18 protein-coding genes are annotated in these 17,690 nt (G+C 38.5%); 16 read left to right on the forward strand and 2 right to left on the reverse strand.

Going from position 1 to position 17,690, the window contains the following annotated elements; genetic code table 11:
- Positions 1-181: 181 nt before the first annotated feature.
- The 10 genes from COD92_RS20845 to mug all read left to right on the forward strand — a co-directional run bounded on the left by COD92_RS20845 (position 182) and on the right by mug (position 10,309).
- On the forward strand, positions 182-883 hold the full coding sequence (locus COD92_RS20845; protein ID WP_098529167.1) for a response regulator transcription factor: 702 nt from the start codon (positions 182-184) through the stop codon (positions 881-883).
- Entirely contained in the window at positions 855-2,285 is a 1,431-nt protein-coding gene (locus COD92_RS20850) for a sensor histidine kinase (protein ID WP_098529165.1), read from the forward strand. Before COD92_RS20845 ends, COD92_RS20850 begins: the two co-directional genes overlap by 29 nt.
- A 148-nt stretch (positions 2,286-2,433) precedes the next feature.
- Complete coding sequence (locus COD92_RS20855) at positions 2,434-3,915, forward strand: S1C family serine protease (RefSeq protein WP_098529163.1); 1,482 nt, start codon at positions 2,434-2,436, stop codon at positions 3,913-3,915.
- A 10-nt stretch (positions 3,916-3,925) separates the two neighbouring features.
- A complete protein-coding gene (locus tag COD92_RS20860) occupies positions 3,926-4,816 on the forward strand; it encodes a peptidylprolyl isomerase (RefSeq protein ID WP_098529443.1) in 891 nt (296 codons plus the stop codon).
- Positions 4,817-4,840: 24 nt separating this feature from the next.
- Positions 4,841-5,254 carry a hypothetical protein gene (locus COD92_RS20865; RefSeq protein ID WP_098529161.1) on the forward strand — a complete coding sequence of 138 codons (414 nt, stop codon included), beginning with the start codon at positions 4,841-4,843 and terminating at the stop codon, positions 5,252-5,254.
- A 105-nt stretch (positions 5,255-5,359) separates the two neighbouring features.
- A complete protein-coding gene (locus tag COD92_RS33190; protein ID WP_098529159.1) occupies positions 5,360-5,494 on the forward strand; it encodes an RAxF-45 family protein in 135 nt (44 codons plus the stop codon).
- Positions 5,495-5,648: 154 nt separating this feature from the next.
- The gene (abc-f, locus tag COD92_RS20875) at positions 5,649-7,520 is read left to right on the forward strand and encodes a ribosomal protection-like ABC-F family protein (protein ID WP_098529157.1); all 1,872 of its coding nucleotides are present in this window, start codon (positions 5,649-5,651) and stop codon (positions 7,518-7,520) included.
- 211 nt (positions 7,521-7,731) lie between these two features.
- Positions 7,732-9,057 (forward strand): Na+/H+ antiporter NhaC family protein, encoded by a 1,326-nt coding sequence (locus COD92_RS20880; protein WP_255286605.1) that lies wholly within the window; start codon positions 7,732-7,734, stop codon positions 9,055-9,057.
- A gap of 118 nt (positions 9,058-9,175) precedes the next feature.
- Positions 9,176-9,751 carry a YitT family protein gene (locus tag COD92_RS20885; protein ID WP_098529155.1) on the forward strand — a complete coding sequence of 192 codons (576 nt, stop codon included), beginning with the start codon at positions 9,176-9,178 and terminating at the stop codon, positions 9,749-9,751.
- A 57-nt stretch (positions 9,752-9,808) separates the two neighbouring features.
- Positions 9,809-10,309 (forward strand): G/U mismatch-specific DNA glycosylase, encoded by a 501-nt coding sequence (gene mug, locus COD92_RS20890; protein ID WP_098529153.1) that lies wholly within the window; start codon positions 9,809-9,811, stop codon positions 10,307-10,309.
- Positions 10,310-10,344: 35 nt separating this feature from the next.
- Here the strand turns inward: mug and shc are convergent, their stop codons facing one another.
- On the reverse strand, positions 10,345-12,207 hold the full coding sequence (gene shc, locus COD92_RS20895; RefSeq protein ID WP_176541141.1) for a squalene--hopene cyclase: 1,863 nt from the start codon (positions 12,205-12,207) through the stop codon (positions 10,345-10,347).
- Positions 12,208-12,304: 97 nt separating this feature from the next.
- Here shc and COD92_RS20900 point away from each other — a divergent pair, with 97 nt between their 5' ends.
- The 6 genes from COD92_RS20900 (at position 12,305) to COD92_RS20925 (ending at position 17,157) form a co-directional block, all read left to right on the forward strand.
- Complete coding sequence (locus COD92_RS20900; protein ID WP_098529149.1) at positions 12,305-13,411, forward strand: DUF2515 domain-containing protein; 1,107 nt, start codon at positions 12,305-12,307, stop codon at positions 13,409-13,411.
- Positions 13,344-13,793 (forward strand): CBO0543 family protein, encoded by a 450-nt coding sequence (locus COD92_RS20905; RefSeq protein ID WP_255286604.1) that lies wholly within the window; start codon positions 13,344-13,346, stop codon positions 13,791-13,793. Before COD92_RS20900 ends, COD92_RS20905 begins: the two co-directional genes overlap by 68 nt.
- 219 nt (positions 13,794-14,012) lie before the next feature.
- Positions 14,013-14,453, forward strand: coding sequence for a peptidylprolyl isomerase (locus COD92_RS20910; RefSeq protein ID WP_098529145.1), 441 nt, complete (start codon positions 14,013-14,015; stop codon positions 14,451-14,453).
- Between the two features lie 121 nt (positions 14,454-14,574).
- A complete protein-coding gene (locus COD92_RS20915) occupies positions 14,575-15,360 on the forward strand; it encodes a divergent polysaccharide deacetylase family protein (protein ID WP_098529143.1) in 786 nt (261 codons plus the stop codon).
- A 161-nt stretch (positions 15,361-15,521) separates the two neighbouring features.
- On the forward strand, positions 15,522-16,274 hold the full coding sequence (locus COD92_RS20920) for an exodeoxyribonuclease III (RefSeq protein ID WP_098529439.1): 753 nt from the start codon (positions 15,522-15,524) through the stop codon (positions 16,272-16,274).
- A gap of 112 nt (positions 16,275-16,386) precedes the next feature.
- A complete protein-coding gene (locus COD92_RS20925) occupies positions 16,387-17,157 on the forward strand; it encodes a class I SAM-dependent methyltransferase (protein ID WP_098529141.1) in 771 nt (256 codons plus the stop codon).
- Positions 17,158-17,217: 60 nt separating this feature from the next.
- Here COD92_RS20925 and COD92_RS32955 read toward each other — a convergent pair whose 3' ends face one another.
- The gene (locus COD92_RS32955; RefSeq protein ID WP_255286603.1) at positions 17,218-17,346 is read right to left on the reverse strand and encodes a hypothetical protein; all 129 of its coding nucleotides are present in this window, start codon (positions 17,344-17,346) and stop codon (positions 17,218-17,220) included.
- Positions 17,347-17,690 lie beyond the last annotated feature (344 nt).

Raw genomic sequence — 17,690 nt, forward strand, 5'->3', positions numbered from 1 at the left:
CGTCTTATGCTTGTCGGGGCTGTTCAAGGCGCTTGCGCTTTTGTTCTGGAAAAAGCTTAAATATTAATAAACTATGAACAAACTCTTAATTAAAATGTAATTATGTTGCAGAGGGTTTGATATGCAAAAAATTTCGTATAAACTAAGAAGAAAGAGTTTTTTTGCTAGGGGATGAGTGATTGTGAAAATATTAGTGATTGAAGATAATAAAAGTGTCTGCTCGATGATTGAAATGTTTTTTGCAAAGGAAGGCATTGAAGGAGAATTTGTAAACGACGGGTTAGAGGGGTACATTCGCTTTAAAAATGGAACTTGGGATGCTCTTATTATTGACTGGATGCTTCCAGGCATGGATGGCGTAACGATTTGCCGGAAAATCCGTGATGAGAAGTTTACTGTTCCAATTATTATGTTAACTGCGAAGGATAGTGAATCAGACCAGGTACTCGGTCTAGAGATGGGGGCTGATGATTATGTAACGAAGCCATTTAGTCCGCTAACCTTGATGGCTAGAATTAAAGCCGTAACACGCAGAGTACAGAACCAAGAGCATAAAGACCAAGACAACGTAATAAAAACGGACCGTTTTAAGGTTAATAAAATAACGAGAGAAGTATTTGTAGATGAAACACAGGTGACAAACTTAACACCGAAAGAGTTTGACTTACTTTCTTATATGGTGGAACATCCTCGTCAGGTATTCTCTCGTGAACAATTACTAGAGCGTGTATGGGGATATCAGTTTTACGGTGACGAGCGGACGGTTGATGTTCACATCAAACGTCTGAGAAAAAAGGTGGAAACAACGTCACAGCCTTTCTTCCATACCGTTTGGGGAGTAGGATATAAATTCGATGATGCAGTTAAAACAGATGAAGTTTAAGTACTTTTATCAGCAGTTTTTTAGTCATATTAGTATTATCATTGTTGCGTTTTTATTGTTAAGTATACTATTTGCTCATTATGTCGAAAACCTAATCTATGAAAATAAATCAGATGAACTCATTTCTTATGGAAAAGCAATTTTATCCGATTTAAAGGAGGCATCACCTCTAGACTCAGACGATGTGCTAAATCAATACAGCAATGTATTGGCAGCGAGAAAAATGAGTTTTAGTATGTTCGACCAGCATGGACAACTCTATTTAGTTAATAAACATGGTCCTGCCATTAAAAATTTAAGTGAGAAGGAATGGGATAAAGTAACGAAGGGGAAGACATTAATTGTTCAAAGCGATTTTAAACGATTTGGGCAAGAGGGGGTCACCTTTGTTGTTTTACCATATACAGAAAACGGAAGATTTTTTGGCGGAGTACTATTAACCTCGCCCATTAGCGGTTCAAGTAAGATGATTCAGCAGCTGAATAAGTATTTACTGTATACGATTTTAATCGCCTTTGCTGTCTCCTTTTTACAAAGCTGGTTTTTATCTAGGATCCATGTTCACCGGATCAAGCGGCTCCGTGAAGCAACATCACAAGTTTCAGTGGGAAATTATAATGTAAAAGTGAATTCTTCTAATTTTGATGAAATTGGTGAGTTGGCTAATGATTTTAATCATATGGTAAATAAGATAAATCAATCGATGTTAGAAATTGAAAGCCTTGAAAACAGAAGGCGTCAGTTCATGGCAGATGTTTCTCATGAAATGCGTACACCGTTAACGACGATAAGTGGCGTGATTGAAGGCCTGAAAAATGATATGATTCCTGAAGGAGATAAGGAACGCGGGATTAATTTAGTCAGTCAAGAGGCAAAAAGACTGATTCGTCTTGTCAATGAAAACCTAGATTTTGAAAAAATACGCTCTAATCAAATTACATTATTTAAAGAAGAGATACAATTATTAGAAGTGCTTGAAATTATCCAAGATCAGTTGAATATGCTGGCGGAGGAGAAAAACAACCAAATTATTGTTGAGGCTGAACCGGAGATTATGGTACTGGCTGATTATGACCGGCTTATTCAGATTTTAATCAATATCACGAAGAATAGTATTCAGTTCACCTCCGACGGGACTATATGGCTGCGCGGCAGAAAAGAAGCTAATGCCACGATTATTGAAGTGGAAGATACGGGAATTGGCATTGATTCCAATGAAATTGAAAACATCTGGCGTCGTTTTTATAAAGCAGATATCTCTAGAACGAGCACCCCATATGGTGAATTTGGATTAGGTCTTTCGATTGTTAAACAATTAGTTCTGCTTCATAACGGTGAAATTGACGTTACAAGTGAAGAAGGACAAGGAACAAAATTTACGATTCGATTGAAAAACGAATAATTATTGGAAAAAGCTGCGGGCTAACCTGCAGCTTTTTCATTTTTTCTACATTTTTTCTTAAACTCGTTAAAGTTTGTTAATAATTTGTTAAGATTTGTGAGTTAAAGTATAGACAAGATAAGAAATAGATTAAAGGAGATCGATTAAGATGGACTTCAAAAATGAAAATGAATTCGGCGAAAACTATCTACCAAACTCTTCTGAGATGAAGAATAATACAAATTCTGAAGAAATTTCTCTTGAAAAAATGAAGGACGAAAGCCATTCGAAAAATAGTGTGAATGCTGTAGATGAAACTTTCTCAGTAGAATCAAGCAATGTCGGAGAATTTGAGGACTTCAAGGAGACAAAGATTCCTGATGAAATGGCTGCTCCTCCTATGGGTGAACAATCACGTTCCAATAATCAGCCGGGAACGAAAAAGCGTAAGGTAACGGGATTTGTATCAACCATCGCAGCAGGTGTAATTGGATCCGTCTTAACCTTAGCTGTCTTGCCTCATACCGATTATATGAACAACTTTAATCAAAATAGCCAAAATCAAGAGGTAAGCAGTCCTATTAGTAGTAATGCTGTTAAAACAGTAACCGCGCAGCCAACGGCCGTTTCTACTAATTCCGTTGCCGACACGGTTGAAAAGCTATCCAAAGCGATTGTTGGGATTGTAAATTATCAGCAACAGCAGCAGCAAACGACGGATTTATGGGGCAACTCTAATTCTTTTTCTGATTCTAATTCTGACTCTGACTCTTCACAAAGTGTGGAAAGCGGCTCCGGTTCTGGTGTTATTTTTCAAAAAAATAAAACAATAGCCTATATTGTTACTAATAATCATGTGGTTGAAGGGGCCTCTAAGTTAGAGATTTCATTATATGATGGTCAAAAGACAACTGCAGAAGTGGTTGGAACAGATGCTTTAACAGATTTAGCCGTTTTAAAAATTGATGCAAAGTATGTTACTACTACAGCTAATTTCGGAGACTCATCAACATTGAGACCTGGTGACCAAGTTTATGCGATTGGTAATCCGCTCGGGGTTGATTTATCTAGAACGGTAACACAAGGAATTGTTAGTGCCACTAACCGTACTATTTCCGTCTCAACCTCTGCAGGAAATTGGGATACAAATGTTATTCAAACAGATGCCGCGATTAATCCTGGAAACAGCGGTGGTGCCTTAATTAATACGCAAGGTCAAGTAATTGGTATTAACAGTTTGAAAATATCTGAAACCGGGGTAGAAGGGTTAGGCTTCGCGATCCCAAGTAACGATTTTATCCCTATTGTGAACCAATTAATTAAAAATGGAAAAATTAATCGTCCATACCTAGGTGTCGGCCTAGCAGACTTAGACCAAGTATCACAGATGTACTATCAAAATCTCCCTCAGAATGTGACTAAAGGTGTTTTAGTAATGAATATTGATTCTAATTCTGCAGCTGGAAAGGCAGGTTTCGAGCCAAAGGATATCATTGTGTCAATGAATGGAACTCAAATTGCTAATTCATCAGAACTAAGAAAGTATTTATACTCCAAAGTGCAAATTGGTGACACTATCAAATTTAGGGTGTACCGCGATGGAAAACTGATTACATTAAATGCAAAAATTACAGCAAACTCGGAAGGATGAAGGTAAAGTAATGGCTTGGATAAAAAAAAATAAACTATTGAGCGCTCTATTACTTGCGTTCATAATCGCAGCAGGAGTGTTTCTAACTTTTACCTTAAACCAGAATAATGCTGTGGCAACCATTAATGGTGAAAAAATTACGAAGGATGAACTGTACACAAAATTGGTTAAACAGTATGGTTCGGACACGGTTGACCAAATGATCAATGATAAAATTGTAGAGGCAGAGGCAGAAAAGAAAAAGATTACGGTTTCTAATAGTACAATTAATAGTGAAATTGACAAATTAAAAGAACAGTACGGTGGAGAGGATGCCTTTAATCAGGCACTCGTAGACAACAATACCACTCTTACAGCACTTAAAAATGATGTAAAGAATTACCTGCTAATTAAGAAACTACTTGAACCTGAAATCAAAATCACTGAAGACGAAATGAAAACCTATTTTGAGGAAAACAAAGATTCTTATGCTACCGCAGAGCAAGTAAAAGCCAGTCACATACTTGTCGCAGATGAGAAAACGGCAAAGGAAATCAAACAAAAACTCGATAATGGTGAAGATTTCGCGACACTAGCCAAAAAATATTCAACCGATGAAAGCACAAAAGACAATGGCGGGGAGCTTGGCTATTTTGCGAAAGGAACAATGGTAACAGAATTTGATAACGTTGCTTTCACCTTACCAGTAAACAAAATTAGTGATCCGGTTAAAACAGAATATGGGTACCACATCATAAAAGTGGAGGATAAAAAAGCAGCACAAGCAGCAAACTATGAGGCAAGCAAAGCTGAAATAAAGGAAACCCTATTCGACCAAAAAGTGGATTCTGAATATCAGACTTGGATAGACAGTAAGAAAAAGAATTATGACATCGAAAATACTTTGAGCAGTGAAGCATAACCCAACAACCAAGAGGTGAACAAAATGAATCGGGTCGGGAAACATGCAGCCAGTAGTCCAGGAGATGACCTAGATCTTATGAATATGGTGTTTGAGCTGCCCGAAAAAGATAAAATGGTCATGTGGTCAGAAGGATATCTTGATCTGGTTATCGACAAATTACCGGAGTTTGCCCGTGATATTTTGGAGAATCGCAAAGAAAAGTGGGAAGATACAATGGCTTATTATGAGAAGTTGTTGAAGGAAATAGTGAACCAGGACGATTTTAAAATAAAAGTAAAGGGCGAACGGAAGGAGTTCGCCCTTTTCGTCATGGAGCATTTTCCGGAGTTACAATCATTATTGTTCTTAATATATGATGATAATTTAAAGGAGGATGATTTACGGAAGTATGTTTATCGTAGAAGGTTTAGCTCAAGGAAAAGATACCTTCACTAAGGTGAATGTCAAATTTTTTGACAAGTCAGATAAAGTAGGCTTGCAAATGCTTCTTCAAATATTTACAATATAAGTAACTTGTTTGGAAACGGAGGTGGGGAAGAGATGAAACGTTCTATTTTTGCACGCTTACAGTGGCTTGAAGCGCTAACTATTTATCGTGCAATTTTTCATGAAGTAGTTTTCCGAGGGGAGAGTCTGCCCTTTTTTCGAAACTGCATATGGAAACTAGAACGATAACACATCTCTTTACCCATTAAAATAGGCATGTAGAGGAGGTGCATCAGGTGTCCTCTTTTTTCATGCCCAATTTTTCAGCTGCGGGGAAAAAAGATGCCCGTGGCTTATTTTGCGTAATAGAGATGTTCATCTTAATTTTTTAAGGAGAATGAACATGATCATTTGTAGTGTAAATCATATATCAAAATCATATGGCGGCAATACGATATTTAAAGACCTATCCTTTGAAATACATCAAGGGAGCCGGATTGGTTTAGTTGGACGGAACGGCGGCGGAAAAACGACTTTAATTAAGCTGATTGCGAATCAAGAACCGGTAGACGAGGGAGTAATTCATTGGAAAAAAGGACTTGAGATTGGTTATCTAGCACAAATCCCTAATTTTAAAGGTTTAATGGTTAAGGAAGTTCTTAAAACGGCCTTTGAGCAATTAACTCAAACAGAATTAAAGCTTCAGGAAATGGAGCTTGAAATGGCTCAGGAGCTTGCACCCATCGACTTACAAAGACTTATGGACCAATATGGCAAACTTCAGGATGAGTTTATTTTAAATGGCGGATATGAAGTAGAAGCGCAATTAGACCGGATTGCGAGTGGATTAAATATTACGAGTTTGCTTGATCAGCCCTTCGATGGACTAAGCGGCGGCGAGAAGACTAAAGTGGGTCTTGGCCTTTGTTTGTTAAAAAATCCTGAACTCTTGCTTTTGGATGAACCGACTAACCACCTTGATTTAAAGGCGATTGAATGGATGGGGTCCTACCTGAAGGACTATAAAGGAACGATGGTCCTGATTTCGCATGATCGTTACTTTTTAGACGAGGTAGTGACAAAGGTACTGGAAATGGAAGACGGCGAAGTTGATTTATATCATACGAATTTTAGTGGTTATGTAAAAGAAAAAGAAGAACGATTATTACGAGAATTTCAAGAATATCAAGAGCAGCAGAAAAAAATTAAAAAGATGAAAGAAGCCATCAAGCGTCTTCGAGATTGGGCGAACCGTTCCAATCCGCCAAGTGCGGCGCTTCATAAGAGAGCCACCAACATGCAGCGTGCCCTTGACCGAATTGAAAAACTAGAACGTCCTAAGATTGACGTCAAAAAAATGGCGATTGATTTTGAAGCAGGTGACCGAAGTGGGAAAGATGTCATTGTCCTAGAAGGCGTTTCAAAGTCCTTTGGCACCCGGAATTTGTTCGACGAAGTGAATATGTTGGTCCAATATAAGGACAGAACCGCCATTGTTGGCGAAAATGGCACTGGTAAATCCACTCTTTTAAAAATGATCCTTAAAGAAGTTGAAGCAGATAAAGGGATTGTTAAAGTTGGAAGTAATGTTAAAATGGGTTATTTATCTCAGCATGTATTCCAGGATATCGCTGATGAACAAGTCATTGATGTTTTTCGCTCTGAGGTAGTAGTAAACGAAGGTGAGGCCCGCCATATTTTAGCCAAGTTTTTATTTTACGGACCTGCTGTATTTCGTAAGGTAAATCAGTTGAGTGGCGGTGAGAGGATGCGTTTACGGCTGGCACAATTGATGTATCAAGATATAAATTTGCTTATCTTGGATGAACCAACGAACCATCTTGATATTGATTCATGCGAGGTCCTCGAGGAAGCTCTTGAACAGTTTAATGGTTCGATATTAGCTGTTTCCCATGACAGATTCTTTTTAAATAAACTATTTAATAAAATCTATTGGCTCCAAAAAGGGTGTCTTCACTGCTTTGCCGGAAATTATGATTGGGCAAAAGGAAAGTTGGAGGAGAGAGGAAACAAACCGGCCGTTTCGAAGAGCGTAGTAGAAAAGCAAATACCGCAAAAAGGAATACAGGTGGATAGGAATAAAACAGAAGAAATCGAGAAAGAAATAGAGCAAATTGAACGTGACATTTCTAATCTAAAACAAAAGCTCGAAATGGAAAGTAAGCTCGAATTAATGCAGAAAATATTTATGGAAATAGATGTAATTGAAAAGCTGCGCGACCAGCTTTATGCGCAATTGGATGAAGTAATCTAAAAAAAACGAACTCCTCTGGAATCTTCTGGGGAGTTTGTTTTCATTTGTAGAAATCAATGACAATACACTTACGTTAGAGATGATATAGAGCTATCTAATGGAGGTGACGCAGCTGTCTTGTATAGGGATCTCCTTTTTTGAGATAGACTTTTCGAAGTACGAAATTTTCCTTATAATGAGGAGTGTTCTTACTTCTAAAGGTGGGTTTTATATGACAGTAAAGTTTTCTTTTACACAGGTCCTGTTTCTTCTCCTTATCACTATAATCGGGGTTTTCTTGTCCGTCATCTATCACCAGCCACTGGTAATAGGTTTTCTTCCTGGATATCTTGTTTTATTTTTACTCTCATTAAAAAGGACTGTCTCTATTAGAGAATCAATAAAAATTAGTTTCATAGGTGTCAATAAAACAAGAATTGTCATCATCATTTTATTTTTAGTCAGTTTCTTGCTGCCTTCCTGGTACTTATCAGGAACGATTGAGCAAATGGTCAAGATTGCATTGGATCTTATCCATCCACACCATTTTTTTATTCTATCCTTCTTTATTAGCATGATTTTCTCCATGCTGCTTGGTACGACGATCGGGACACTAAGTGCAATTGGGGTTCCGCTATTAGGGACAGCCGCGGTACTTCAGCTCCCTCTTCCCATCGTAGCGGGAGCATTAGTTTCAGGGGCTTTTGTCGGAGACAGAACATCACCTTTCTCCAGCGCACATCAATTACTGGCCCACACGGTCGAAGTACCAGTAAAAAGGCAAGGGAAAGCAATGTTTATGACAACCATTACGGCCATTCTTTTTTGTCTATGTTTTTATGGCGTAGTGGACGCACAGTTTGCCAGCAAGGCGTCCTTAACAAGCGATCATTTGATCTGGAGTGAGCTCTCACCGGCAAGGTTTATTCCACCAATCACCCTAATCGTGTTTGTTCTTTTTAGAATGAGTATCATATATGCGTTCTTATCTAGTATTCTATCAGCAGTTGTCATCTCGTTCGTCAATGGGACTTCATGGACAACACTTGCAGCAGCTTTTTGGCATGGCATTGATGGCCTAGGCGGCGGTTTCATTCATATGTACCAATTGCTGTTGTTTTTAGCCCTAGCAGGGGCATATAATGGCCTTTTGGAAAAACTAAATGTTATTCAGCCTTATTTGGATAAATGGCTGGAGTCATCGCACAGTTTGCTTGTAGATACCTTGAAAACACTCATGGCAACCCTAATCATTACGTTAATTGCTGCCAATCAGACCCTTCCGATTATTTTAACGGGGAGATCGTTTCTCCCACATTGGTCCCATTATTATGGAAAGGAAGAGTTAGCTAGAGTGATGGGCGATTCGACTATGCTATTTCCTGGGATTGTCCCATGGAGCGTGCTTGCGATTATGTGCAGTACAATTGTAGGCATTCCGATGTTCGAATATTTGCCATATGCATTATTTTTATGGGTATTACCGATTATTACGATATTGGTTTCGCTCGGCAAGGGAATGCGTAATTCAAAAAAACACCCTACGGCAACCGCTTAAAAACAGGGTCTATCATGGTTCTGTTTTTTTTTATTCGAATCCCGGTATTTCTAGTTGAATGAAGTCCATTTTTTTATCATATAAGTGGTAATAAAGTAATTGGACAAGGAATGATGAGATGCTGAAAAAATTAGCGGTTATCGGATTCGGAAGCACGATGATTAGCGTGGGAATTAATATGTTTATTCTGCCGTTTCATTTAATAAATGGGGGAATATTTGGCATCAGCCTATTATTAAATTACGTATGGGGATTGAAAGTAGGTCTTATGTTTATCCTGCTAAATATTCCTATTTATCTATTTGCTCTTAAAAAGGACCCAATTTATTTCTACAATGGAATACTTGGCGCGGTTTTTTCTGGCTGCCTGATTGAGTTATTACTCCCATTAAACGGATTAATGAACTTACCAATTATCAGTAGTGTGATTATCGGAGCGATCATTATTGGAGTGGGTGTAGGGGTGATGCTGCGTAATCATATAAGTCCAGGCGGAATGGACTTACTTGCCCTTTTAATCGCAAAATGGACAAAGGTGAATGTTGGAGTCATTATGGTTACTCTTGATGCAGTGATTATTTTAACAGGCCTTTTTCTCTTACAGGATGCCAGACTTTTATATTCATTGTTAATCATCTCCATTATTGGTATGCTGGCAACGATTATTACATCGTACCGTCGGGTTAGCATGTAAACAGAAAACAAAATGAAAATGGGTAAAATAAAATAAAAAGGATAGAGGAGGAAAAAGGTGAATCCGGTTGATGATCATTTAGCAGAGAATTTAAAGATTTTATTTGTCGGTTTTAATCCAAGTATTCGCTCTAGTGAACTTGGACACCATTACGCCAACCCTAACAATCGATTTTGGAAGATTTTATATGAAGCTGGACTAACAGAGCGTAAATATAATGCAGCAGAAGATGCCCAGTTATTAGAGTTTGGATATGGATTTACCAATATAGTCGAGAGACCAACGAAGGCAGCAGATGAAATTACAAAGGAAGAGTACAGAGAGGGAAGAGAGATACTGAAACGAAAAATTGAGCGGTATCGGCCCAAAGTGGTTTGTTTTGTTGGTAAGGGAGTCTATCAAGAATACAGCGGTCGAAAGTCGGCTCCCTGGGGAAAACAAATAGAGTCGGTTGTCCCGGAGGTAATCGATTTTGTCGCACCTTCGTCCAGTGGTTTGGTTAGAATGAAGTTGAACGATATTGTGGATATCTACCGTCAGCTCCTAGAGATAGAATAAAATCGACGGGGAAGATTCTCCGTCGATGTAGTATCTCATTCGAATTTTTTATGATAATGCGCTAACGCCATGAGCGGAAAGATATATCGGTAGCTGTGATAATGAATATAAAACGCACCTGCCATACCTTGCCCTTTAGGATAGTCTGTCGTCCAATCAATTTTCTCTAGATTATTAAGTAAATATGTTATTCCTCTTTTAATAGCAGTTGTCGGTTTATCTGACACGGAAATCAAAGCATCAAGAGCCCAGGCCGTATGTGTTAACGTGCTTGCAGGTAACGGGACATAGGTTTTTTTACTATCACTATGACAGGACTCTCCCCAACCTCCGTCTTTATTTTGTTTATCGAGAATCCATTGAACCGCTTTTTCTATCGAGGTATGCCGCACTGAAAAACCAACTGCCAAAAGGCCTGTGATTGCGGCCCAGGTACCATAAAGATAGCAAATCCCCCATCTTCCATACCAGGAGCCATCCCTCTCCTGATTCCTCAATAGCCAATGGATCCCTTGTTTAATGGCTGTATGATCTCGGGATAAATTTGTGTACTGACCAAAAAACTCGAGGGTCCTCCCAGTTAAATCGGCACATGACGGGTCTGCGATGATAAATTCTCCTTTTTCAATAGGCAAAAATTGCAGCAGTTTTGAGTTCGTGTTTTTTTCAAATGCCGGCCAGCCTCCGTCATCATTTTGCATCGACAATACCCATGTAACGGCGCGGTCCCAACTTTGAGTTTCAGGAGGAGTCATCCGATAAATAGAGCGAAGCGAGGCGGTTGTGTCATCTACATCTGGCAAAATGGTATTGATATTGGAGAAGCCCCAGCCGCCAGGCATTGTCTTCGGATTATGAATCACCCAATCGCCAAATTTTCGATGCTGCTTCTCCAGCAAATATTGATTGGCCTGAATTACCATGGGATTGTCGGGTGAAACACCTGCAGCTTGTAAACAAAAGCTAATTAAGGAGGTGTTCCACACATTTGCTGTCGTATATTGCATATGAGGGAACCCATCAATTTCACACTTCATCGATTTAATTCCATCCACTGCTTTTGTAATGACCGAGTCTGTTTTTTTATAGCCAAGCGATAATAGGGCAAAAATCATTAAAAAGGTAGAGCTATAGTAGCTGTAAAAAGTACCATCCGGCTCAAGATGGTCAAGCATATACTTTTTTGCCCGCTCAATCGCTAGCTGATGAAGTTGTTTTGGTAACCCTAGTAAGCTCTCAACCCCGTCCTTAATAAAAGAAAATAAGGAACGATAGTTATCTGAGCGGTCCCAATGACTTTCTGCCTCTCGGTTTAGATGTAAATCAGAAAGGTCAGGGCTCTTGTCTGTTTTTATTGTGAATTGTTTATCGGCCAAAATCATGATGGGGGTTAAATTAGCCCTGCCAAAAACGGAAAACGAATAAAAGTTAACCGGGAAATGCAGCGGCAGGAGGATCAGTTCAATTGGAAGCGGAGAATAGGAAGGCCAGGTGTACTGTCCGGTTATGGCAAGCATGACTTTTGTAAACATGCTTACTTGTGCGATACCACCGTTAGCAAGTATGAATCGTTTGGCTGCAAGTAAGCGTTTATCATTTTTAGGGTAGTTTCCCGAATATAACAAAGCATAGTAGGCTTCTACAGTGGCTGTCAGATTACCTTCTCCCTCATCATAAAAAAGCTTCCATGCCCCGTTTTTCTCCTGTTTGCTGAGAATTCTCTTTGAGAGCCCGTGAATTAATTCTTCATCATGTAATTCCAATGACCGTAATAAAATGATCATATAAGCGTCTGTGGATATGCCTGTTTCGAATGGATAGTCCCAAGAGCCGTTGGGAGATTGGTCTTTGCGAAGCATCTCAATAATCCAATCCATGCCTTTTTTTATATCAGTCATCGTACCTTCACATTCCTCTCCCCAAATTCTCATCTATCTATACATATTCTCATCCATACTGGAGAATTCGTAAGGGAGGTAATGTGCCATTTTTTTTATCAGAAATCGTGAGAGGCCTCCGCTTGAAATCATATCGGAAGAATTAAAGAAAAAGAGTAAATCATTGTTGTCTCTGCCTCCGATTACCAAGAGTGAGGAGATTCTTCTAGATAAAATAAAGCAGAAAACCAGGGAATATAATTTAAATAATGTCACGAGAACGAAAGCCTATCTTGATTTTTATCTTCGCTATCCCGATATCCACTGGGCTTTTCTCGGCCATATGGTTTCCCGGAATGGCGGCTGGAACATGACCGATTTAAAAGGGGAATTCCTGCCCCGATTGATGACGAAGAAAGATCGTCAATTATTCTTTCAATTTTTAGAGCGGGGAAACTGGTTGATTTATCAAGACGTTTATCCTCAGTTTTTACTTTATGAAGAAAGCCTAAGATCAAGTAAGCCCTTGTTTCATTTATTTGCTTATTTAAATATCTCCACTTTTATGGAAACGATTTGGAATCAGTTTTGGAGAACCAATGACACGTATATTCTTACGATGGCCTTGGTTATTAATGAACAAAGCTACCTAGAAAAAAGAGTGGTTCAAAATCCGCAGTATCAAAAAGATGTATTAAACAAATTTGAATTTTTACTTCAAGATTGGCTTTCATTTAATCATATTCTTTTTCCGTACGGAAACAAGAACTTGGCCGGACAAACACTTCATCAGTTTGAATCATTAAATGAACGGATTTTACTTGGTAAGAGATTATATAAGATTCTTTTTAAAAATAAAGAGATCCACCAAAAGGCAGTTGAATGGGCGAAAAGCTATCAACATACGGGTTCAAGGAAGGATTATTGGCCGCATATTTTTAATAGTGTGAACGAAGGGACACCTGGCTTTCCTTACCAGCTTCACTTGAAATCCTGTCAGTTGAGGCCAGGGGCAAAAAGGATTTTTAGCCCGATGTTAGAGATGGCTTGGAAAAATGTAAGTCATAATGAAGCAGAAAAAGGGGATTGGTTTACAGATTGGCATGTGGTGGACTATTTAGTAGAAGATGAAGAAATGATTGATGGGGGGATAAAAGATGAATATTGCAAAACACTCGAACGACTCGAACTTGCAGCACTTGCCAAAAAGGCGATTACCTTTTAAATATGAACTTGGCAGTATGGTGCTCGCATCTTTGCTAGGGACTTATTTAGATTTATATTTTGTCGGAAAAGATTTTTATCATTTTCCTCTAAGACCGTTCCAGAAGATTTTTACGATTAATCTTGCGTTTACGTTAGTAGTGCTTCCATTAATGACACTACTAATATTAAGGTGTATTTCACCGTTAACGAAGTGGGGGAAAGCAGGGGTCATCCTTTTAGTTAGCTTGCTTATGCCGGTTTTTGAAAGGTTAGCCGAATTATTAGGCTTGTTTACACATTCTGATGACTGGAACCATCTTTACACATTTTTTGGTTATGGCATTTTTTTAACTATTGTTGTGGTATTTCATGAGTGGATGGGAAACGGAATTCGTGAATAACAAAAAGCCGAGACCGCAGTCTCGGCTTTCGTGATGCCGTCAAATGCGGCACCACCCCCCTCCGTCCGTACAGTGGTTAAGTGTCCCGCAACAAGCGAATGTTCGGAGGGGGTACTTATATAATACCACAACTGCAGTGAAAATATTAGTGGCTAAACTTTCCTTTCTCGATAGAAAAGTGTATGATAATAATGATTTTTACATAAAGGAGTGTTTTTCATGGCTAAAAAAGGATACATATTAATGGAAAATGGCGACAAAATTGAGTTTGATCTATTTCCAAACGAAGCACCTGGAACAGTTGAAAACTTTGAAAAGTTAGCAAATGAAGGCTTTTATAATGGTGTTATTTTCCACCGTGTAATCCCAGGTTTCGTATCACAAGGTGGCGACCCGACGGGAACAGGGATGGGGGGTCCTGGATACACGATCAACTGTGAAACAGAAGGAAATCCACATAAACATATCCCTGGTTCATTATCAATGGCACATGCGGGCAGAAACACTGGCGGAAGCCAATTCTTTATCGTTCATGAATCACAGCCGCATTTAAATGGTGTTCATACTGTATTTGGACAAGTTACTTCTGACTTAGCAGCGGTTAGAAACATGAAAAATGGCGATAAAATGGTTGAAGTAAAGGTTTATGATGAAGAGTAGGTAAGACAAAGGGAGCGGATTCGCTCTCTTTTTTTTATGCAACAGAAAACGACATTATAAAGTAGTAAAGGGAAAAACAAACGGGCACATTAACTTTGAAGCGATCAATTGGAGGTGCTATATGAAAAAGTTAGTGCTCGTGCTTATACCATTCTTGTTATTCCCTATTCATACAAATGCCGCAGAAAATAAAAAGGAAGCAAAAGAACTTAAGGCAGCCATTATCATCGACGATTTTGGCGGGGGGACCGGTGGTGTCCGTGACTTTTTAGAAGGGGACATTCCAATAACAGCAGCTGTTATGCCGTTTACGGAAAATTCTAAGGCCCATGCGGAATGGGCACATAAAAACGGTTTTGAGGTTATGGTTCATTTACCAATGGAACCAAAGAGAGGGAAAAGATCATGGTTAGGTCCTAAACCAATTACAGTGGATCTTTCGAAAGAGGAAGTAAGGAACCGTGTAGAGGAAGCCATAAAAAGTGTCCCATATGCGGTAGGTCTTAATAATCATATGGGTTCGCGCGCGGTCGAAAACGAAGAAATCGTTCGGATAATTGTAGAAGTTGCTAAGGAAAAGAACTTATTTATTATCGACAGCGGGACAAGTCCAGGAACAAAATTTCCGGAGATTGCAAAGGAACTAGGGGTTCCACTTTTAAAACGAGACGTATTTCTTGATGATATCTCCTCATCCTCCTATGTTCTAAAACAAATGATCAGACTGGCAAAGGTAACAGAAATAAAAGGTAAAGGAATTGCCATCGGACATGTTGGTGTAACAGGGAAGGTTTGTTCAATTGGTATCTTTCAAGCAATTGATGAATTTAAAAAGCGGAATATAAAAATAGTACCCGTATCGGAACTATTTGCAGGTGAACTGACAAAAAAACATTTTGTACCATGAAATAGGCAGCGACAGGCTGCCTTTTTTGATAGCTGGAAAACAATGGTCGTTCGGATTTCTTTTCCTATGCGTGCTAAACTGGTAAAATGGCACCTGACTTATTAAATACACATTTGATTGTTTTAGATATAGAAATTAATTAGGGAGAGGGAATGGACAATATGAAGTTAGTATCTTGGAATGTAAATGGCCTAAGGGCGTGTGTAAAAAAAGGGTTTATAGATTATTTTCAGGAAGTAAATGCGGATATATTCTGCGTTCAGGAAACCAAACTACAAGAAGGACAAATTAGTCTAGACTTAGCTGGATATCACCAATATTGGAATTACGCTGAAAAGAAAGGTTATTCAGGCACAGCTGTTTTTACAAAGCAAGAACCACTGTCTGTTAGATATGGAGTCGGAGAAGACGATGGAGAAGAGGAGGGAAGAATTCTGACTCTAGAATTTGCCGACTTTTTCTTGGTTAATGTCTATACCCCAAATTCACAGAGAGATCTAGCAAGAATTGGTTATCGCTTAGAATGGGAAGACCGCATACTTCAGCACTTGATGGATTTAGATAAAAGGAAACCAGTCATTTTCTGTGGAGATTTAAATGTGGCCCATCACGAGATCGATCTTCGCAATCCTAAATCAAATATTGGAAACTCGGGATTTACGGATGAAGAACGAGGAAAAATGACATCCCTGCTCGACGCTGGGTTCATAGACAGCTTCCGTCATTTTAACCCACAACAGGAAGGTGCCTATACATGGTGGTCGTACATGAACAAGGTACGGGAACGAAATATTGGCTGGCGAATTGACTATTTTATCGTTTCAGAATCATTGAAGGACAGACTTAAAGAAGCTGAAATCCATTGCGATGTAATGGGCAGTGACCATTGTCCGGTCGTCCTTGAACTTAATTAAATCCCTGTTCGATAAGAATTTCTTATTACAGTATATTGAAAAACTGTAATTTTCTTCGTTGAGATACTGCCTTATAGTTAGTGTATATAAGGAATTTCTCGGAGGGATAATGATGGATCTCAAAAAGGATGTACAGCAGCAATTTGGAAAAAGTGCGGAATCTTATGTGAGTAGTCGGATTCATAAAGATGGAAAGGACTTGCAAAAATTAATAGAAATGGCCGAAGTAACAGGGAAAGAGGAACTTCTTGATGTTGCCACGGGTGGAGGCCATACGGCTAACGCGTTTGCTCCGCTAGTAAAGAGGGTAACCGCGGTGGATTTAACTCAGGAGATGTTATTGGCTGCGGATAAATTCGTAAAAGGAAATGGGAATCAAAATGTTGAGTTTGTAAAAGGGGATGCTGAAGACTTACCTTTTTCGAACGATTCTTTTGATGTTGTTACGTGCAGGATTGCTCCGCACCACTTTCCTAATATTAATGAGTTTATTAAAGAAGTTTTTCGTATACTAAAACAAGGCGGACAATTTTTGTTAGACGATAATGTCGTTCCAGAAGACGATCAATATGATCAATTTTATAATAAAGTAGAAAAATGGCGGGATTACAGTCATTTTAGGGCATGGAAGAAGAGTGAGTGGATTCGTATGCTTGAGTTTGCTGGTTTCGAAATTAATGAATGGCATCGTTTTGAAAAAACCTTTTATTTTGATTCCTGGTGTAATCGAATGAATTTACCTATGGAAGAAAAGAAAAATTTGACCCATTATTTCATAAGTGCTTCCGAAAGAATCAAGGATAAATTTAGAATTACGATTGAAGAGAGTCAAGTAGTATCTTTTCAGGGAGAGGCGATCGTTTTAAAGGCAATTAAAAAATAAGAAAAGACCCCTTTGCAAAAAGAGATATTCTCTTGGTGCGAAGGGTTTTTTATTAATAAATCATATACCGTTTAGGGCCGTTCCTATTTCGTCAAATTCTGGTACTCTTTCCTCCAGGTTTAAATCTTCTATTTGTTCCTGTTCAACGGTTTGATTGTCTTCATCTTTTTTATAGGCATTAATATTCACTAATACAACATCTCCTTCAGAAATATTTACTACCATATTTTAACCAGTGATGGGTTATTTAAAACTAATTCATTACCCAGGTTGTTTATTCTAGTTTTGAATTAGATAAGGAGTTTTATTTTTTTAAAAAATATCTAAAAAGATAGTTGACTATCTTGAATGAAGATAGTATTATTATCAATGTCGCTTCGACGAAATGATTTGAGAGCTAAGTAATTAACAACATCTCATTAGAAGTTGACAAGTTTTAAACGCTATGTTAAAATAGCAAATGTCGCTAATTGATAGATTAGTAGATGGTTATTGTTCTTTGAAAACTAAACAAACAAAAACGTCAACAAACA

The organism is Bacillus sp. AFS037270, from assembly GCF_002585305.1.